General features: G+C 56.9%; 15 protein-coding genes. 2 read left to right on the top strand and 13 right to left on the bottom strand.

Translation table 11 applies throughout. The features are described 5' to 3' along the window. Positions 1 to 114: 114 nt before the first annotated feature. Positions 115 to 759, top strand: a complete 645-nt coding sequence (gene crp / locus KDX30_RS14210) for a cAMP-activated global transcriptional regulator CRP (RefSeq protein ID WP_099268521.1) — start codon at positions 115 to 117, stop codon at positions 757 to 759. Positions 760 to 934: 175 nt separating this feature from the next. On the opposite strand, the gene KDX30_RS14205 is transcribed toward crp, so the two are convergent. The 4 genes from KDX30_RS14205 to KDX30_RS14190 are packed head-to-tail and all read right to left on the bottom strand — an operon-like array spanning position 935 to position 4192. Beyond that, a complete protein-coding gene (locus tag KDX30_RS14205; protein WP_099268454.1) occupies positions 935 to 1642 on the bottom strand; it encodes a lipoate--protein ligase family protein in 708 nt (235 codons plus the stop codon). Between the two features lie 43 nt (positions 1643 to 1685). Next, a complete protein-coding gene (trpC, locus tag KDX30_RS14200; protein WP_099268455.1) occupies positions 1686 to 2525 on the bottom strand; it encodes an indole-3-glycerol phosphate synthase TrpC in 840 nt (279 codons plus the stop codon). Beyond that, positions 2522 to 3571: an anthranilate phosphoribosyltransferase gene (gene trpD, locus KDX30_RS14195; protein WP_027900669.1), complete on the bottom strand. Its 1050-nt coding sequence runs from the start codon at positions 3569 to 3571 to the stop codon at positions 2522 to 2524. Before trpD ends, trpC begins: the two co-directional genes overlap by 4 nt. Before the next feature lie 21 nt (positions 3572 to 3592). Continuing rightward, positions 3593 to 4192: an aminodeoxychorismate/anthranilate synthase component II gene (locus KDX30_RS14190; RefSeq protein ID WP_027900670.1), complete on the bottom strand. Its 600-nt coding sequence runs from the start codon at positions 4190 to 4192 to the stop codon at positions 3593 to 3595. Positions 4193 to 4668: 476 nt separating this feature from the next. On the opposite strand from KDX30_RS14190, the gene estP reads away from it, so the two are divergent. Next, on the top strand, positions 4669 to 6597 hold the full coding sequence (gene estP, locus KDX30_RS14185) for an esterase EstP (protein ID WP_319946086.1): 1929 nt from the start codon (positions 4669 to 4671) through the stop codon (positions 6595 to 6597). On the opposite strand, the gene KDX30_RS14180 is transcribed toward estP, so the two are convergent. The 9 genes from KDX30_RS14180 to KDX30_RS14140 all read right to left on the bottom strand — a co-directional run bounded on the left by KDX30_RS14180 (position 6594) and on the right by KDX30_RS14140 (position 17116). After that, entirely contained in the window at positions 6594 to 9032 is a 2439-nt protein-coding gene (locus KDX30_RS14180; protein WP_231676423.1) for a TonB-dependent siderophore receptor, read from the bottom strand. The two genes, estP and KDX30_RS14180, sit on opposite strands and share 4 nt — an antisense overlap. A gap of 111 nt (positions 9033 to 9143) precedes the next feature. Next, positions 9144 to 10088, bottom strand: a complete 945-nt coding sequence (locus KDX30_RS14175; RefSeq protein ID WP_122807058.1) for a FecR domain-containing protein — start codon at positions 10086 to 10088, stop codon at positions 9144 to 9146. Continuing rightward, positions 10088 to 10588: a sigma-70 family RNA polymerase sigma factor gene (locus tag KDX30_RS14170; protein ID WP_122807056.1), complete on the bottom strand. Its 501-nt coding sequence runs from the start codon at positions 10586 to 10588 to the stop codon at positions 10088 to 10090. The genes KDX30_RS14175 and KDX30_RS14170 overlap by 1 nt, the downstream gene beginning before the upstream one ends. 126 nt (positions 10589 to 10714) lie before the next feature. Beyond that, complete coding sequence (gene trpE / locus KDX30_RS14165) at positions 10715 to 12190, bottom strand: anthranilate synthase component I (protein WP_099268457.1); 1476 nt, start codon at positions 12188 to 12190, stop codon at positions 10715 to 10717. Positions 12191 to 12264: 74 nt separating this feature from the next. Next, entirely contained in the window at positions 12265 to 13083 is an 819-nt protein-coding gene (locus tag KDX30_RS14160) for a phosphoglycolate phosphatase (RefSeq protein ID WP_122706817.1), read from the bottom strand. After that, positions 13080 to 13754 carry a ribulose-phosphate 3-epimerase gene (gene rpe, locus KDX30_RS14155; protein WP_027900674.1) on the bottom strand — a complete coding sequence of 225 codons (675 nt, stop codon included), beginning with the start codon at positions 13752 to 13754 and terminating at the stop codon, positions 13080 to 13082. Before rpe ends, KDX30_RS14160 begins: the two co-directional genes overlap by 4 nt. 166 nt (positions 13755 to 13920) lie before the next feature. Further along, complete coding sequence (locus KDX30_RS14150; RefSeq protein WP_231676422.1) at positions 13921 to 14745, bottom strand: ABC transporter permease; 825 nt, start codon at positions 14743 to 14745, stop codon at positions 13921 to 13923. A gap of 11 nt (positions 14746 to 14756) precedes the next feature. After that, positions 14757 to 16004: an ABC transporter permease gene (locus KDX30_RS14145; RefSeq protein WP_027900676.1), complete on the bottom strand. Its 1248-nt coding sequence runs from the start codon at positions 16002 to 16004 to the stop codon at positions 14757 to 14759. A gap of 80 nt (positions 16005 to 16084) precedes the next feature. Next, entirely contained in the window at positions 16085 to 17116 is a 1032-nt protein-coding gene (locus KDX30_RS14140; protein ID WP_027900677.1) for a polyamine ABC transporter substrate-binding protein, read from the bottom strand. Positions 17117 to 17161: the final 45 nt, after the last annotated feature.

Below are 17161 nucleotides of genomic sequence, written 5' to 3'. Positions count from 1 at the left end.
CTGTAGGAAATTTCCGAAATGGTCTCAAATGAGATCCAAAAAGCTGGCTAAATGCAATCTGCTGCCGATAACGCTAACAATGCCTCCGGCGATGTACTTTTTCAGGACAAAAGAATGCTAGCTATTCCCCTGTCATCAAAGACCAAGCACCTGGAAAAGTTTCTGGCTCACGCCCAGCGTCGCCGCTATCCGGCCAAATCCAACATCATTTGTGCAGGGGATCGTTCCGAGTCCTTGTTCTTTATCATCAAAGGCTCGGTCACCGTGCTGATCGAAGATGATGAAGGCCGCGAGATGATCGTTGCCTACCTGAACTCCGGAGATTTCTGCGGCGAGCTTGGGCTTTTCGAACCTGTCGGAAATGAAAAAGAGCGCAGCGCCTGGGTGCGTGCCAAGACCGAGTGCGAAATTGCTGAAATCAGCTACAGCAAATTCCGCGAGATATCCCTGCTGGAACCGGAAATCCTCTACGCCCTTGGCGCCCAGATGGCCGAACGTCTGCGCAACACCACGCGCAAGGTTGGCGACCTGGCCTTTCTCGATGTTACTGGCCGTGTCGCCGGTACGCTGCTGGATTTGTGCAAGCAGCCGGATGCAATGACTCACCCCGACGGCATGCAGATCAAGATAACGCGCCAGGAAATCGGACGCATTGTGGGATGTTCACGAGAAATGGTTGGCCGGGTGCTCAAAGCGCTGGAAGAACAGAAACTGGTCCACGTCAAAGGCAAGACGATGGTGGTGTTCGGGACGCGTTGAGAAGCCAATCGGGGGCTATCGCTGAATCACCCATAGGCATGGATTGAAAGGCATGGATTGAAATCTTATCTCCCGTGGGAGCGAATTCATTCGCGAAAGCGGTATCTGAAGCGATAGATATGCATTGAATGGACTGGCCTCTTCGCGAATGAATTCGCTCCCACAGGTCGTGGGCTCACCTTTGCCCCGATAACAGCGAAAGTCCTTCCTGATAGGTCTGCGCCAACCTCTCCAACACACCCTCAACCGCAAACGCCTCGCGCAATGCAATATGGCTGTCGGCTCGCACGCGCTGATCAAGCTCGCAGATTTCGTTGAAGCGATTAACGGCGGCGACCATTTCATGCCGTTCGTTATCGACCAGCAATGCACCGTGGGCGAGCACGACAGGCCTCAGTCCACCTTGACTCTGGCGCCAACGCTGGGCAGTGCCGACCATCTTGCGGCCATCAAGATTGACGTTGAAGCGACCGTCACAAAACGCACCTTCCACCTCGCCCAACGAAGCAGCGCCGCCCAACTCATTCAAAACATCCAGAATCGGCTGACACAGACGGCGATAGGCGAGTTCGATACGGTCGCGATCCGGGTCACTTGCAGGCTGGGCGTAAACCAGGGCGATGTTCACCGTGGCTGACGACTGCGGAACCGGCTCACCTCCGGTTTCCCGCAACAGAATTGGCCAGCCGCTGTCAGCCAGTGTTTCGCTGGCCTCTACAAATCCGGGCAAACGGCTCATGCGGCGAGGCATCACCAGCGCTCGATCGCTCGGTCGCCAGAGCAGTAATGCAAAATCGGAATTCCCGTCACAGACTGAGGCAAGCAAGTCCTGCTCGGCTTTCAGGCCAGCTTCGACGCAGATATCAATCACCGAACCAGACATGTTGATCCTCTGTAAAACCTGTCGAAGCGACGCCCAGGAATGATCAGTCCAGGGTAGAGCTGCGCACCGGCGGCGTACCGCGCTCAGGGAAGAACAGGCGCTGCAGTTCATCACCCGGATGCTCGGCGCGCATGAACGCTTCGCCCACCAGAAAGGAATACACATCGCTGATTTCCATCAACTCGACATCGGCACGGTTGAGAATGCCGCTTTCAGTGATGACCAGACGATCACGAGGAATACGCGGGAGCAAATCCAGCGTGGTTTCCAGGCTCACTTCGAAGGTGTGCAGGTTACGGTTGTTAACGCCGACCAGTGGCGTATCGAGGGTTTTCAATGCGCGCTCCAGCTCATCGCCGTCGTGCACTTCAACCAATACGTCCAGCCCGACGCTTTTCGCGACCGAAGCCAGCTCAGCCATTTTCACGTCATCCAGCGCAGAGACAATCAGCAGCACACAATCAGCGCCAAGGGCGCGGGCTTCAATGATCTGATAGGGATCAATCATGAAGTCCTTGCGGATCACCGGCAGCTTGCACGCAGCACGCGCCTGCTGCAGATAAGCATCAGCACCCTGGAAGTAATCGACATCGGTCAGCACCGAGAGGCAGGTCGCCCCGCCCTTCTCATAGCTTCGGGCGATGTCGGCAGGTACGAAGTTCTCGCGAATCACGCCCTTGCTCGGCGATGCCTTTTTAATTTCGGCAATGACCGCCGGCTGCTTGCGCTTGGCTTGCTCGATCAACGCGTTGGCAAAGCCGCGAACCGGGTCAGCCGCTGCAGCCAGCTTCTCGACTTCAGCCAGGCTGACGGAAGCACTGCGAGCTGCAACCTCCTCGGCCTTACGGGCAAGAATCTTTTCCAGAACTGTTGGCACGCTCATTCTTCATTCTCCTGCTTGAATACCGCGGTAAAGGCACCCAATTCTTCAAGCTTCTCCCGGGCCAGGCCGGTATGAAGCGCATCGTGAGCCAACTCGACACCTTCTTTGAGCGTGTAGGCATGATCAGCAGCATAGAGCGCTGCGCCCGCATTGAGCACGATCATTTCAGCCGCTTTCTGGCCGTGTTCCGTTTTGCGCCGACCCAACGCATCGCGGATCAGGACCAGCGAAGCTTCAGGGCCGTCAACGCTCAGGCCAAACAGGCTCTGGCTTTTCATGCCCAGATCTTCAGGCTGCACCCAATATTCGGTGACTTCGCCGTTTTTTAGTTCAGCCACGAACGTCGGTGCAGCAAGACTGAACTCATCCAGGCCATCCTGCGAATGCACCACCAGTACATGCTTGCTGCCCAGACGAAGCAGAACTTCGGCCAAGGGGCGGCACAGGGCCTGACTGAATACGCCCACTACTTGATGGCGCACACCGGCCGGATTCGTAAGCGGGCCGAGCATATTGAACAGGGTACGCAAGCCGAGATCGCGACGCGGGCCTGCGGCATGTTTCATTGCGCCATGATGAGCCTGGGCGAACATGAAACCGATGCCCACGCTGTCAATGCAGCGCGCCACTTGTACCGGCGTGAGGTTGAGGTATACGCCAGCCGCTTCCAGCAAATCAGCGCTGCCGCTCTTGCCCGAGACTGCGCGGTTGCCGTGCTTGGCGACGGTACAACCGGCTGCGGCAACCACGAAAGAAGACGCCGTCGAAACGTTGAAAATGTTAGCGCCGTCACCGCCGGTGCCCACTACGTCTACAACGCCATCGAGGGTTTTCAGCTCAACCTTGTCGGCCAGCTCACGCATGACCGAAACCGCACCGACAATCTCATCGATGCTTTCGCTCTTCATGCGCATGCCCATCATGAAAGCGCCAATCTGCGCTTCCGTGCACTGCCCGGTCATGATGGCGCGCATGACGTCGCTCATCTCGGCAGTACTCAAATCCAGATTATCGACAACACGCCCCAGAGCGGTCTTGATGTCCATTGGCTTAGTCATAACGAATCCTTAACCCTGACGGGTGCCGCCGGTTTGCTTGAGGAAGTTGGCGAACAGCTCGTGGCCCTGCTCGGTCAGAATTGATTCAGGGTGAAACTGGATGCCCTCGACGTTCAGTGTCTTGTGGCGCAGGCCCATGATTTCGTCTCTCGAACCATCTTCCAACGCAGTCCAGGCTGTCACTTCGAGGCAATCAGGCAGGGTGTCAAGTTTGACAACCAGCGAGTGATAGCGGGTAACGGTCAGAGGGTGATTCAACCCTTCGAACACGCCGTGATCCTCATGAACCACCGGACTGGTCTTGCCGTGCATGACCTGACGGGCGCGCACAACGTCACCGCCGAACGCCTGACCAATTGACTGATGACCAAGGCATACACCCAGAATCGGCAGTTTGCCGGCGAAGTGTTTGATCACCTCCAGCGAGACACCCGCTTCATTCGGCGTACAAGGGCCGGGCGATACCACAATGCGCTCAGGGTTGAGGGCTTCGATCTCGGCAACGGTCAATTCGTCGTTGCGGATCACCTTGACGTCGGCACCCAGCTCACCGAAGTACTGCACGACGTTGTAGGTAAAGGAATCATAGTTATCGATCATCAGCAGCATTTGGCTTAAACCCATTGAATTACTGACTATTTTTTCAACCTTCAAAATCGCTGCCGATTGAGTGCCCGCTAGTGTAACGACCGGGGGTTGACCCGGAAAAGCGGCAGGGCGGAGTTTTAAAGGCGTATCAGGAGGTCCGGACAGGCCGGAAGAGAATAAGTCAGGCGCGCCAACGCCAGCGGGCGTGAGCCTTGATAACGCGCATCAAGAGTTTGCTGACGATCAACACAGGGGAGGTCTCATTTTTACGTTCCGGCACATTAGCGTACCGAGGGATGGCGCGCAATATCACATAACCTTGGCAAGATGATCAAAATCTACTTTTGGAGTCACTAACCAATCAAATCTGTAAAGCAGCGAATACACATCAACCATAACGCCAACCGCTGGGCGGTTAATGACTATTTAGCCGGTCGTGCAGGGTTCAGATAGCTACTTTTCCTTAAGCATTAAAAAAACAAAAAAGGAACCTGATCATGCTCAGACCCCGACGGTTTGCGGCGCTTGTCGCTTGCTTGCTGGTTTCAGCCTGCCCTGACAGCTGGGCAGCCTCTTCGCCTTATTCAACCATGGTGGTATTCGGTGACAGCTTGGCCGATGCCGGGCAGTTTCCCGATGCGGATGGCCCAATGGGATCGACGCTACGTTTCACCAACCGTACCGGGCCAACTTATCAGGACGGCAGCGGCGAGATTTTCGGACTGAACTCATCGACCTTGCTGGGTCTGAAACTCAATGTTGCTCAGGCCGACCTCGCGGCCTCCACGTCGCCAGTGAACGCCGCCTCAGGTTTGGCAGACGGCAACAACTGGGCGGTAGGAGGAGATCGTACCGATCAGATTTATGATGCAATCACCTCGCAGTCCAACGTTATCAACCCCGATAACGGAGCAGTTTTACGCAGCCGACCGGGTTACCTGATCGCTAACAACTTTCGGGCAGATCCTGACGCCCTGTACTACTTGACCGGGGGCGGCAATGACTTCCTGCAGGGCCGAGTGCTGAGTCTGTCGCAGTCCCGGGAGGCCGCAGATCGTCTTGCCGACAGTGCCCAGGTCCTGCAGCAAGCGGGGGCTCGATACATCATGGTCTGGCTGCTGCCAGACATCGGTCAGACGCCAGCCGTGTCCGGCACCATCCTGGCACCCGTCACTTCAATACTGAGCGGTGTATTCAACGCCCAACTGATCAGCCGCCTGGCGCAGATCGATGCGCAAATAATCCCGCTGAATATCCCACGCTTCGTTGCGGAAACGTTGAATGAGCCAGCCCGCTTTGGTCTCGCCGCAGATCAGAATCTAACAGGAACATGCTTCAACGGTAACAACTGCGATGAGAACAACACCTACGGGATAAGTAGTGCTACGCCGGACCCGAGTAAATTACTGTTCAACGATGGGGTGCATCCCACCGTCACCGGCCAGCGGCTGATCGCCGATTACGCCTACTCGTTGCTGGCAGCGCCTTGGGAAATCAGCCTGCTGCCGGAAATGGCCAACGGCACATTACGTGCGCAACAGGATGAACTGAGGAGCCAATGGCTAGCGGATTGGGGAAATTGGCAGGGCGTCGGGCAGTGGCGTGCGATTGTCGCCGCTGGTGGTCAGAAAATGGACTTTGATGCACAGGACAACTCAGCGAATGCTGACGGTCATGGCTACAACGTGACCGTTGGCGGCAGTTATCGACTCGCCGATCATTGGCGAGTCGGCATGGTGGGCGGAGCTTATCGGCAACAACTGGACGCCGGGGATCGGGATTCGGACTACAAACTCAATAGCTATCTGGCGACTGCCTTTGTCCAGTATCAGGCGAACCATTGGTGGGGTGATCTTACTGCCTCAGGTGGACATCTGGATTACGAGAATGCCGAGCGCAAATTCGCACTGGGTATCAGCCAGGGGAATGAGAAAGGCGATACGGATGGTGAAATCTGGGGAGCCAGTACAAGACTGGGATTTGATATCGCGGGCGCCAACAGCCCTTGGCATTTATCGCCCTTCATCAGCGCGGACTACGCACATGTGAACGTGAATGGCTATTCGGAAAAAGGCACTCGCTCAACGGCCCTGACCTTTGATGACCAGACTCGCAAGTCACGACGCCTGGGTGCTGGGTTGCAGGGCAAGTTTCAGGTCACCCCCACGACGCAGCTGTTCGCCGAAGTAGCGCATGAGCGGGAGTTTGAAACTGATCAACAGGAGGTGACCATCGCCTTGAACAGCCTGCCGCTCAATGATTTCACCCTTGAAGGCTACACGCCGCAACGAGACCTGAACCGCGCCACTCTTGGCGTCAGCCAGAAACTGACCCGAGACCTGAGCCTGCGGGCCAATTACAACTGGCGCAAGAATGATGACGTGATGCAGCAAGGGGTGAATCTGGCAGTGAGTCTGGACTTTTAAAACTCGTACTTGGCCGACAAGGTAAAGTTACGCGGTGCTCCATACACGCTGCGGCCACCAAATGGCGCACTAGCCAGGCCTTCGTAGTAAACCTTGTCAAACACGTTGTTGAGACTCAGCTGGGTCGAAAGATTCGGATTGACCTGATAGCGAGTCATCAGGTCAACCAGCGTGAATGCATCCTGCTCGACTGTGGTCGGTTGGTTCAGATAAGTACCGACGTTGTAGGTGCGTGTCTGGCTGTAGACCGCACCGCCAACATGCCATTTGTTCAGATCGCCCGGCAGCCGGTAGTTGGTTGAAAGCTTGAACAAGTGGCGAGGCAGGTCGGTGTCGAACAGGCGGCCCACATTGGCCGGATCGGAATCGCTCTTGTACTTGGCTTCGGTAAAAGTGTACCCGGCACCCACCTGCCAATTCGGCGTGAGGGCACCATTGATCTCCAGATCAATGCCTTGACTGCGTACTTTTCCGGATGCCTCGTAACACGAAATGCCCGGATACGTAGGGCAGGTCTGAGCAGGGTTGTCGACTTCCCGCGCTCGGTTCATTTGATCGATCTGGAATACCGCAGCGCTGGCGTTCAACGTGCCGTCGAAGTATTCGCCCTTGATGCCGACCTCATAGTTCTTGCCCGTGATGGGCTCCAGCATCTTGCCGCTGGTGTCTTGAGAGGTTTGCGGCTGGAAGATATCCGTGTAGCTGACATACACCGAGTGGTTGGCATTGAGGTCGTAGATCAACCCGGCATAACGGGTCACATTCCGAGTGACCTTAAAGTCGGTGCTCGGGTTATTGAGGATATCCTGGTTGTAGTCATACCAGTCCAGGCGGCCCCCCAAGATCAGCTTGAGCGGGTCGGCCAGACTCCAGCGGGTGGTGACATAGACGCTTTTCTGTTCGATATCGGTGAGCGTGCCATAGGTGTGAGTCACACTAGGCCGAGGATTGGCGCTGGGATCCCACTGACCCAGCAAGATGCCGTTCACATTTGGCGCGTATCCCCCATTGGTTTCCTTGAGTGACTTACGCCAGCTGCTACCCAGCACCAGCTCATGTTCGCGCCCGAGCATCCGAAAGGGACCGCTGGCAAACGCGTCATAGCTGGTCTGTTCGTATTCGGAGTTTTGCTCCACGATACGCTGCTGCCAGGTGTTGCCCACAGGCCGCAGGAACGAGGCGAGAATGTCTGAGTCAGTCCAGTTCTTGATCGCCGCCAGACGCAAGTTCCAGCCGTTATCGAAACGATGGTCCAGCTCGGTGAAGACGCTTCTGGTGTCCTTGTCCCAATATTCCCAGTCGTTGCCGAAATAGGAAGAACGTGACAGATGAAGGTCGCCGCCATCAGCGTCCACCGGGATACCGCCCCAAGTAGTGTTGTTATTGTCGTTCTGATACGAACTGCCGAAGGTCAGCGTCGTATTGTCGTTAAGGTCGGCCTCGCCAATGGCGTAGAAAAGGCCCAGCTCGTTTGATTCAACATCCCGAAAACTGTTCTTGTCGTTGTAGCTGCCAACTACCCGACCGCGCACTGTGCCTTCGTCGTTCAGCGCCCCCGAGGCGTCCAGTTCGGTACGGTAGTTATCCCAACTGCCGACGCTGCCACTGACGCTGACTTTGGCTTCTCGAGTCGGACGTTTTCTGACCAGGTTTATCGCCGCCGACGGCGTACCGGCACCTTGCATCAAGCCCGTTGCACCCCGCACGATCTCTACCCGGTCGTACATCGCCAGATCAGGTGATGGCACGAAGTCACCGTCATAAGCCGTGGCAAGACCGTCGTACATCAGGTTTTCTACCTGAAAACCACGGGAATAAATCAACGGGCGCACCGCGCTGAATTTCTGCACCGTAACGCCGGGAGTGTTCTTCAGCGCATCCTCCAGGTTGACCATCGCCTGATCATCCATGCGCTGGCGGGTGATGACCGTGACCGATTGCGGCGTCTCGCGCATGGTCAAAGGCAATTTGGTTGCCGTCTGCATTGCACCGGTGCTGTAGGAGCCCGAGTCCTCGGTAGTGGCACCCAAGCCCAGACCGTAAATGCTTGTAGCCCCCAATTCCAACGCCGAACTCGTTGCAGCCGACACCAGCACGTAACCACCATTAGCCTGGCGCTGAGCTTGCAGACCGCTGCCTGCCAGCAGCCGCGCCAACCCGTCCTCTACAGAGTAAGTACCCACCAGCCCCTGGGATTTCAGACCCTGAGTGTGTGCCGCGTCAAATGACAGAGTGACGTTGGCCGCAGTGGCGAACAGACTGAGCGTCGTCCCCAGCGGACCGGCAGCGATCTGATAGGTAATGTTCTGGCTTTGCGCCGCAGCCTGGGCCGGCAAAAGCAATGCCACGGGCAACGACATCAAGGTCAGGCCATACAACGCCAAAGGTGCCATACGGGTAAATGCACTGGCTGTCTTGAGGGGCAATCGGGTCATGGATTTACATTCCGTCGGCTGGCAAATATGCGGCTCTGTTCGCCGCTTAAAGTGATTGGCCGTATGAGAATGAAAATCAGCAACCCGATCGGATGAATTATTTACAGCGGTTCACACCGCCTCAATGCTGACCCAGTAACGCGTCAGGAACTTCACCTTCACAGGCAAAGATACCCCGAGGTTTTCCAGTATCGTGTCGGTGTCGTCTATGCGAAATGCACCTGACAGACGCAAGTGCGCAATGCTGTCAGCACAACGCACGAATCCGTGGCGATACCGCGACAGCTCGGTAATAAAATCCCCCAGACGCCACTCGATCACGGTGAGCATGCCTTGGGCCCATGCGCCCGCACCCGGTGGCACGGGCGTGGGCATAGTGATCTCGTCACGAGTAAATTCCACGCGCTGGCCCGCCTCCAGGCGAAATGGTACCGACGGATTGCTACTGGCACGCACCTCTACAGCATGCTCCATCACGCTGACCTCCGAGGTCGCCCCATCGCTACGCACGCTGAAGCGAGTTCCCAAGGCACGCACCTGCCCTTCGGAGGTATGCACCACAAAGGGTCTATTGGCAGGATCGCTCGCGGTCTGGATCAGGATTTCACCGCGACGCAGGCGAATCAGCCGCAAACCCGAGTCATAGCTGATATCCACAGCGCTGTCGGTATTCATATTCAGGGTACTGCCATCGCTCAAGCGCAGCTCCCGACGTTGACCTTTACTGGTGTGGTATTGCGCCAGGGCGCCTTGCACAGCGGTTGAATCCTTAAGGGTCCAGCCCGCTGTTCCGGCGGCCAGTAGTAGCGCGAGGGTTTTGAGCACTGCCCGGCGACGGGCACGTACACCCACCAGAGTCGGCAAGGCAACTTCCTGAGGCAGGCTTGAGAACTGACTTTGTAGTCTTTCGACGCGCGCCCAGGCCTGGGCATGCGCCGGATTCGCCGCAACCCAATCGCTCCATGCCTGACGTTGCGCAGCGTTTGGTACCGAAGAGTTGAGCTGCACATACCAGGTGGCAGCTGCTTCCAGCGTCTTGTGGTCAAGGACAGCCATCAGTCGTCCGTTAGCGCAAGACAGTGGGTCATCGCTCGAATCATATGATTCTTCACGGTGGTGACCGAAACACCATGGCGCTCGGCGGCAGCAACGTAGGACAAACCTTCAAGCTGCACCGCGAGAAATAACTGCCGGGTACGCTCACCTAGTCCATCCAGCATCAGATCCACCGCTGTCAGGGTTTCCAGAATCAGCAGACGGGTTTCAGGAGAAATATCCAACGGTTCCGGGCGCATCGCCAAGGCAGCCAGATAGGCCTGCTCCACTGCTCGACGGCGGAACTTGTCAATCATCAGCGCCCTAGCCACGGAGCTCAAATAAGTGCGTGGCTCACGAATCGCCTCGACATTACGTGCCGTCAGTACCCGCAGGAATGTGTCCTGGGCAAGGTCCGCGGCCTCGTTGGCACAACCCAGTCGAACCCTCAGCCAGCCCTTGAGCCAGCCGTTGTGTTCGCTATAAAGGGAACCGAGCGCGCAATGATCCGATGCAGGCATGGAAGATACGACCAGAGCAGTTAATGATAATGACTCGCATTATTCGTTAATGTCTGATCGTAACGCAAGGGATGAAATCTGCAGTGCGCCGGGGTTCCTAAAAAGCTGACCTGTGGGAGCAGTGCCTCACTGCTCCTGCTCAGCCAGCGCCACGGCGCGGAACATCGCGCGGCGTTTGTTCAGGGTTTCTTCCCATTCCAGCGCAGGCACCGAGTCAGCCACGATGCCGCCACCGGCCTGTACATGCAGTTCGCCGTTCTTGATGACCGCGGTCCGGATCGCAATCGCGGTGTCCATGTTGCCGTTCCAGGCCAGATAACCCACAGCGCCGCCGTAGACGCCACGTTTCACGGGCTCCAGTTCGTCGATGATTTCCATGGCGCGGATTTTCGGTGCGCCAGACAAGGTGCCTGCTGGAAGGATCGCCCGCAGTGCATCCATCGCCGTCAGGCCGCTTTTCAACTGACCGGTGACGTTGGACACGATGTGCATCACGTTGGAGTAACGCTCAATGACCATTTTCTCGGTGAGCCGGACCGAACCGATTTCCGAAACACGGCCAGTATCGTTGCGCCCCAGATCGATCAGCATCAAGTGCTCGGCGATTTCCTTGTCATCGGACAGCAGGTCTTCTTCCAGCGCCAGATCAGCTTCTTCGTTCGCACCGCGAGGGCGGGTGCCGGCAATCGGGCGAACGGTGATCAGGTTGTCTTCAACACGCACCAGCACTTCCGGAGAACTGCCGACCACATGGAAGTCGCCAAAGTTGAAGAAATACATGTAAGGCGTCGGGTTGAAGCAGCGCAGTGCCCGATACAGATCAATCGGTGCAGCCTTGAAGTCAATGGACATACGCTGCGACGGAACCACCTGCATGACATCGCCCGCCAGGATGTATTCCTTGATGGTATCGACCGCCCGCTCGTAGTCATCCTGGGTGAAACTTGAGCGGAATACCGGATCAGCCGCTTGCGGCCGGGTCAGGTCCAGGCCACGACGCGGGGTGATGGGCTGGCGCAGTTGTTCCATCAGTTCGTCGAGACGGGCCAGGCCGTTTTCGTATGCGTCCTGCTGGGCCGGGTCGACCAACACGATAGCGTGCATCTTGCCCGCCAGGTTATCGAACACGACGACGGCATCAGACACCATCAGCAGGATATCTGGCACGCCCAACGGATCAGGATTCGGGCATTTGCCGAGACGCTTCTCGACATAGCGAACACAGTCATAACCGAAGTAACCCACCAGCCCGCCGTTGAAACGTGGCAGGCCAGGAATGGTCGGCACGTTGTAACGCGCCTTGAAGGTTTCAACGAACGCCAGCGGGTCTTCGGTCTCAAGATGCTCGATCTCGACGCCGTCGTGAGTGACACGAACATCGTGATCGTGAACGCGCAAGACCGTGCGGCATGGCAAACCGATGATCGAGTAACGGCCCCATTTCTCGCCGCCCTGCACCGACTCCAGCAGATAGGAGTTCGGTTGGTCGGCAAGCTTGAGGTAGATCGACAGCGGCGTGTCGAAGTCGGCCAGGGTTTCGTAGGCAAGCGGGATGCGATTATAGCCAGCAGCAGCCAAACGCAGGAATTCTTCGCGATTCATCATCAGCCTCATTGGTGAGGGTTAGCAGTCAGGTAAGCAAACAGTGCCGGTAAACGTATCCGGCCGGATTCAAGTCAGGCGCGCCAACGCCAGCGGGCCAAGGCCTTGATGACTTTCATCCAGAGTTTGCGAGTGACCACCACGATGGAATCTCTAAAGGAGGGATCTTTGATTTCCGGCAACAGTATCCCAGCGTCCAGATCCAGGCAACCGGGAATCAGACGTCGCAGGTCATCAATGACCAGCGCCGGGGACTCTTCTTCAATCGGTCGACCATGGTTGTAGCCGTAGCTCATGGCAACACAGGGCACACCAGCGGCTTTGGCTGCCTGCACGTCGCTGCGTGAATCCCCGACGAACAGCGACTGCGAGGCTGGAATATTGGTCATCTTCATGACAAAGAACAGCGCCGCCGGATCAGGCTTTTTCGTCGGCATGGTGTCGCCACCGATGATCAGGCGGAAAAAGCGGCCCAGTTTCATCTCATCCAGCAGCGGCGCGACGAACCGTTCCGGCTTGTTGGTGATCAGCGCCATCTCCACGCCCATCTTCTGCAACCACTTCAGGGTTTCACGAACGCCAGGATAGACGACCGTGAACTCATGCTTTTCGGCATAGAACTTCATGAAGATTTCCAGCGCCTGATCGGCCTGGGCATCATCGACGCCACTGTGGTCCAGATCATTGGCCAGAGCGCGGCGTACCAGAACAGGCGCACCGTTACCGATCCAGTTTCTGACCTGCGCCAGACCGGCCGCAGGACGACCCAGTTCAAGCAGCATTTTGTCGACTGCTACGGCCAGATCGGGTACCGAATCCACCAGGGTACCGTCCAGATCAAACATGATCAGCTTTGGCAGGCGCCCCGGAAACAGTTGCTCGAAGCCGCTCATGCGCGGGACAGCGCCAGTTCTGCGCGCATCTTGTCGATGACTTGCTTGTAGTCCGGGGTATTGAAGATGGCGGAACCGGCGACAAAAGTATCAGCACCGGCGGCGGCGATCTCACGGATGTTATTCACGTTCACGCCACCGTCGATTTCCAGACGAATGTCCAGACCCGAGGCATCAATCAAGGCGCGCGCCTCACGCAGTTTGTTCAGCGTCCCCGGGATGAATTTCTGACCGCCAAAGCCAGGGTTGACGCTCATGAGCAGGATCATGTCGACCTTGTCCATCACGTACTCCAGCAAGTTCAGCGGAGTCGCCGGGTTGAATACCAGGCCCGCCTTGCAACCGCCCTCTTTGATCAACTGCAACGAGCGATCAATGTGCTGCGTCGCCTCCGGATGGAAAGTGATGTAGCTGGCACCCGCTTCGATGAAATCGCCGATGATGCGATCCACCGGGCTGACCATCAAGTGCACATCAATGGGTGCCGTCACGCCATATTTACGCAGCGCCGAGCACACCATCGGACCGATGGTCAGGTTCGGCACATAGTGGTTGTCCATCACATCGAAGTGAACAATGTCGGCACCAGCGGCCAGCACAGAGTCAACTTCCTGACCCAGACGGGCGAAGTCGGCGGAGAGAATCGATGGAGCAATGAGGAAGGGCTGCATGACGCACCTTTTTGAACAGAATCACGGTGGCGCGCATTGTACTCCAGTGGCAGTTGCAAGCTATAAGCTATAAGCCACAAGCTAGCTACAAGCCAAAAGCCAAAAGCTGAAGGTGCCCTAGCCAAATACTGCTTTAGCTTGAAGCTTGAAGCTTCCCGCTTGCCGCTCACTCAATCTGAGTACGCAACTTCTCGCTACGCCCGCGTAACCACTCCAGCACCAGCAGCAATACCACCGAGAATCCGATCAGCAGCGTCGCAGCAGCAGCGATGGTCGGACTGAGGTTTTCCCGGATGCCGCTGAACATCTGCCTTGGCAGCGTCGCTTGCTCGGGGCCGGCGAGGAACAGCGTCACGACCACTTCATCGAAAGACGTCGCGAACGCGAACAGCGCGCCGGAGATCACACCCGGCGCAATCAGCGGCAAGGTCACCCGACGAAATGCGGTCAGTGGCGACGCCCCCAGGCTGGCAGCTGCCCTGACCAGGTTATGGTTGAAGCCCTGCAAAGTCGCCGACACGGTAATGATCACAAACGGCACACCCAACACCGCGTGAACCAGAATCAACGACAGGAAGCTGTTGCCCAGTCCCAGCGGCGCAAAGAACAGGTAGCTCGCCACGCCAATAATCACCACCGGCACCACCATCGGCGAAATCACCAAGGCCATGACCAGCGCCTTGCCGGGGAAGTTGCCGCGGGTCAGGCCAATCGCCGCCAGCGTGCCGAAAACCATGGCCAGCAAAGTCGCAGCGGGAGCGATGAGCAGGCTGTTCTTCAGCGCGCGCATCCACTCATTGGAATTGAAAAAGTCCTGATACCAATGCAGCGAGAAACCCTGCAGCGGGTAAACCAGAAAGCTGCCGGAGTTGAACGACAGTGGAATGATCACCAGCACTGGCAACACCAGGAACAACAGGATCAGGCCACACAGGATGCGCAAGGCGTAGTACCAGACACGTTCCAGCGGCGAGGAATAAGAACTCAACATGGCAATGCTCCTCAGCTCAAACGCAGGCGGCTGGCGCCGACCAGCCAGCTATAGATCAGATAAAGCACAATGGTCGCTAACAGCAGCAGACCGCCCAGTGCCGTGGCCATACCCCAGTTGATGCTGGTGTTGGTATAAAAGGCGACAAAGTAGCTGACCATCTGGTCGTTCGGGCTGCCCAGCAATGCCGGAGTGATGTAGTAACCAATCGCCAGAATGAACACCAACAGGCAACCCGCGCCGATACCGGCATAGGTCTGCGGGAAATACACCCGCCAGAAGCTGGCAAACGGGTTGCAGCCCAGAGAGATAGCGGCACGCATATAAGTTGGCGAGATGCCTTTCATCACGCTGTAGATCGGCAGAATCATGAACGGCAACATGATGTGCACCATCGAGATGTAAACGCCGACCCGGTTGAACACCAGTTCCAGCGGTTTATCGATGATGCCCATGGCCATTAATGCACCGTTGATCAGACCACTGGATTGCAGCAACACGATCCATGCCGCCACCCGAACCAGAATCGACGTCCAGAACGGCAGCAACACTAGAATCATCAGCAAGTTGCTCTGCCGCGCAGGCAGGTTGGCCAGCAAATACGCCAGCGGGTAAGCCAGCACCAGGCAGATCAGGGTAATGACAAACCCCATCCAGAACGTGCGGGCGAAGATGTCCAGATAGATCGCTTGATCTGGCGTCGCAGGTGCCACTTCACCAAGGTCATCAATGCGATGGTCCACTGCGGCCAGCAAATAATAGGGGGTGACACTACTGGTATTGCGTCGGATCACCTGCCAATAGGCCGGATCTCCCCAACGCTCATCCAGTGCTTCGAGTGCATCTTTATAAGAAGCAGGCTCTTCCTTGAACGGCAGCGCACGCGCGGTGCTCGTCAACAGGCTGCGATAGCCAGCCAGTTCCATGTTCAGGCGCTTGGACAGATCGCCAAGGGTCGAATTCTTGCGGGTCTGGGCCAGATCCATGCTCAGTGCCTTGTAGACCGGCTCCGAGGGCAAGCCCTTGCCGTCCCATTTAGCGACTTCGATCACGGTAGTCGGCAAAGCATTGACCACTTCCGGGTTGCCGACGCTCTTGTAGAGCAGCGCCACAATCGGTACCAGAAATACCAGCAGCAAGAAGATCACTAACGGCGCGATCAAGGCCTGAGCCTTCCAGCGGTTGACCCGCTCGGCACGAGCCAGACGTTGCTTCAAGGTAGGGCTGGCGCCTTCAGTCAGGGGCACGGCGATGGCCATAGCGAACTCCGAAATCTTTGAACGAAGGGCGCATTCCCTACTGTAGGGAACACGCCCGGATCTAACTCAACCTGATGCGCTTACTTGGCAGCCCAAGAGTTGAAGCGCTGCTCCAGAGACTCACCGTTGTCATTCCAGAACGCCACGTCGATCTGCACCTGATCCTTGATGTTCTCAGGGGTAGTCGGCATGTTCTGCAGGGTTTCAGCGCTCAACAGTTTGACGGCGTCGGTATTGGCCGGACCGTAAGCGATGTTTTCCGAGAAAGTCTTCTGCTGCTCAGGCTGCAGGCTGTAAGCGATGAACTTCTTCGCCGCTTCGGCATTTTTCGAACCCTTTGGGATGGCCCATGCGTCGAAGTCGTATACGCCACCGGTCCATACCACTTTGAGTTTGCTTTCTTTGGCGACCGCAGCGATGCGACCGTTGTAGGCAGAGCTCATGACCACGTCACCCGATTGCAGGAACTGCGGCGGCTGTGCGCCCGCTTCCCACCACTGAATGCTTGGCTTGAGTTTGTCGAGCATCTTGAAAGCGCGGTCCTGACCGTCTTTGCTGGCCAGCACTTTGTAGACGTCTTTTGGAGCAACGCCGTCGGCCATCAGCGCGAACTCCAGGGTGTACTTGGCGCCTTTACGCAGGCCACGCTTGCCCGGGAATTTTTCGGTGTTCCAGAAATCTGCCCAACCGGTTGGCGCCGAAGCCAGTTTGTCGGCGTTGTAAGCCAGCACGGTGGACCAGACGAAGAAGCCAGCACCGCAATGAGAGATCGCGCCCGGCACGTATTTCGACTTGTCGCCGAACAGCGCAGGGTCGAGCTCTTCGAACATGTCTTCGTCGCAGCCGCGAGCCAGTTCTGGTGATTCAACTTCTACCAGATCCCAGGACACGCTCTTGGTGTCGACCATGGCTTTGACCTTGGCCATCTCGCCGTTGTATTCGCCAGCGATGATCTTGCCGTTACCGGCTTTATCCCAAGGTGCGTAGAAAGCTTTTTCCTGGGCTGCCTTGTTGGCACCGCCAAACGAAACGACGGTCAGGTCAGCGGCCATGGCTTGCGCGGCGCACATCATGCCCAGCGTGATTGCGGTGAACTTCAAAGATTTGAGCATTTGGTTGTTTTCTCCACGAGCAGTGTTGGTTTATGCGTTGTGGGC

Source organism: Pseudomonas quasicaspiana (assembly GCF_021147825.1).
GTDB classification, from domain to species: Bacteria; Pseudomonadota; Gammaproteobacteria; order Pseudomonadales; family Pseudomonadaceae; genus Aquipseudomonas; species Aquipseudomonas quasicaspiana.
Note: the sequence above shows the minus strand (reverse complement) of the source record. Positions and strands in the feature narration are given on the sequence as shown.

Excerpts from the sequence above, each read along its gene's own strand:
- crp (WP_099268521.1), top strand. The coding sequence starts at position 115 with ATGCTAGCTATTCCCCTGTCATCAAAGACCAAGCACCTGGAAAAGTTT.
- KDX30_RS14205 (WP_099268454.1), bottom strand. The coding sequence starts at position 1,642 with ATGTCTGGTTCGGTGATTGATATCTGCGTCGAAGCTGGCCTGAAAGCC.
- trpC (WP_099268455.1), bottom strand. The coding sequence starts at position 2,525 with ATGAGCGTGCCAACAGTTCTGGAAAAGATTCTTGCCCGTAAGGCCGAG.
- trpD (WP_027900669.1), bottom strand. The coding sequence starts at position 3,571 with ATGGACATCAAGACCGCTCTGGGGCGTGTTGTCGATAATCTGGATTTG.
- KDX30_RS14190 (WP_027900670.1), bottom strand. The coding sequence starts at position 4,192 with ATGCTGCTGATGATCGATAACTATGATTCCTTTACCTACAACGTCGTG.
- estP (WP_319946086.1), top strand. The coding sequence starts at position 4,669 with ATGCTCAGACCCCGACGGTTTGCGGCGCTTGTCGCTTGCTTGCTGGTT.
- KDX30_RS14180 (WP_231676423.1), bottom strand. The coding sequence starts at position 9,032 with ATGACCCGATTGCCCCTCAAGACAGCCAGTGCATTTACCCGTATGGCA.
- KDX30_RS14175 (WP_122807058.1), bottom strand. The coding sequence starts at position 10,088 with ATGGCTGTCCTTGACCACAAGACGCTGGAAGCAGCTGCCACCTGGTAT.
- KDX30_RS14170 (WP_122807056.1), bottom strand. The coding sequence starts at position 10,588 with ATGCCTGCATCGGATCATTGCGCGCTCGGTTCCCTTTATAGCGAACAC.
- trpE (WP_099268457.1), bottom strand. The coding sequence starts at position 12,190 with ATGAATCGCGAAGAATTCCTGCGTTTGGCTGCTGCTGGCTATAATCGC.
- KDX30_RS14160 (WP_122706817.1), bottom strand. The coding sequence starts at position 13,083 with ATGAGCGGCTTCGAGCAACTGTTTCCGGGGCGCCTGCCAAAGCTGATC.
- rpe (WP_027900674.1), bottom strand. The coding sequence starts at position 13,754 with ATGCAGCCCTTCCTCATTGCTCCATCGATTCTCTCCGCCGACTTCGCC.
- KDX30_RS14150 (WP_231676422.1), bottom strand. The coding sequence starts at position 14,745 with ATGTTGAGTTCTTATTCCTCGCCGCTGGAACGTGTCTGGTACTACGCC.
- KDX30_RS14145 (WP_027900676.1), bottom strand. The coding sequence starts at position 16,004 with ATGGCCATCGCCGTGCCCCTGACTGAAGGCGCCAGCCCTACCTTGAAG.
- KDX30_RS14140 (WP_027900677.1), bottom strand. The coding sequence starts at position 17,116 with ATGCTCAAATCTTTGAAGTTCACCGCAATCACGCTGGGCATGATGTGC.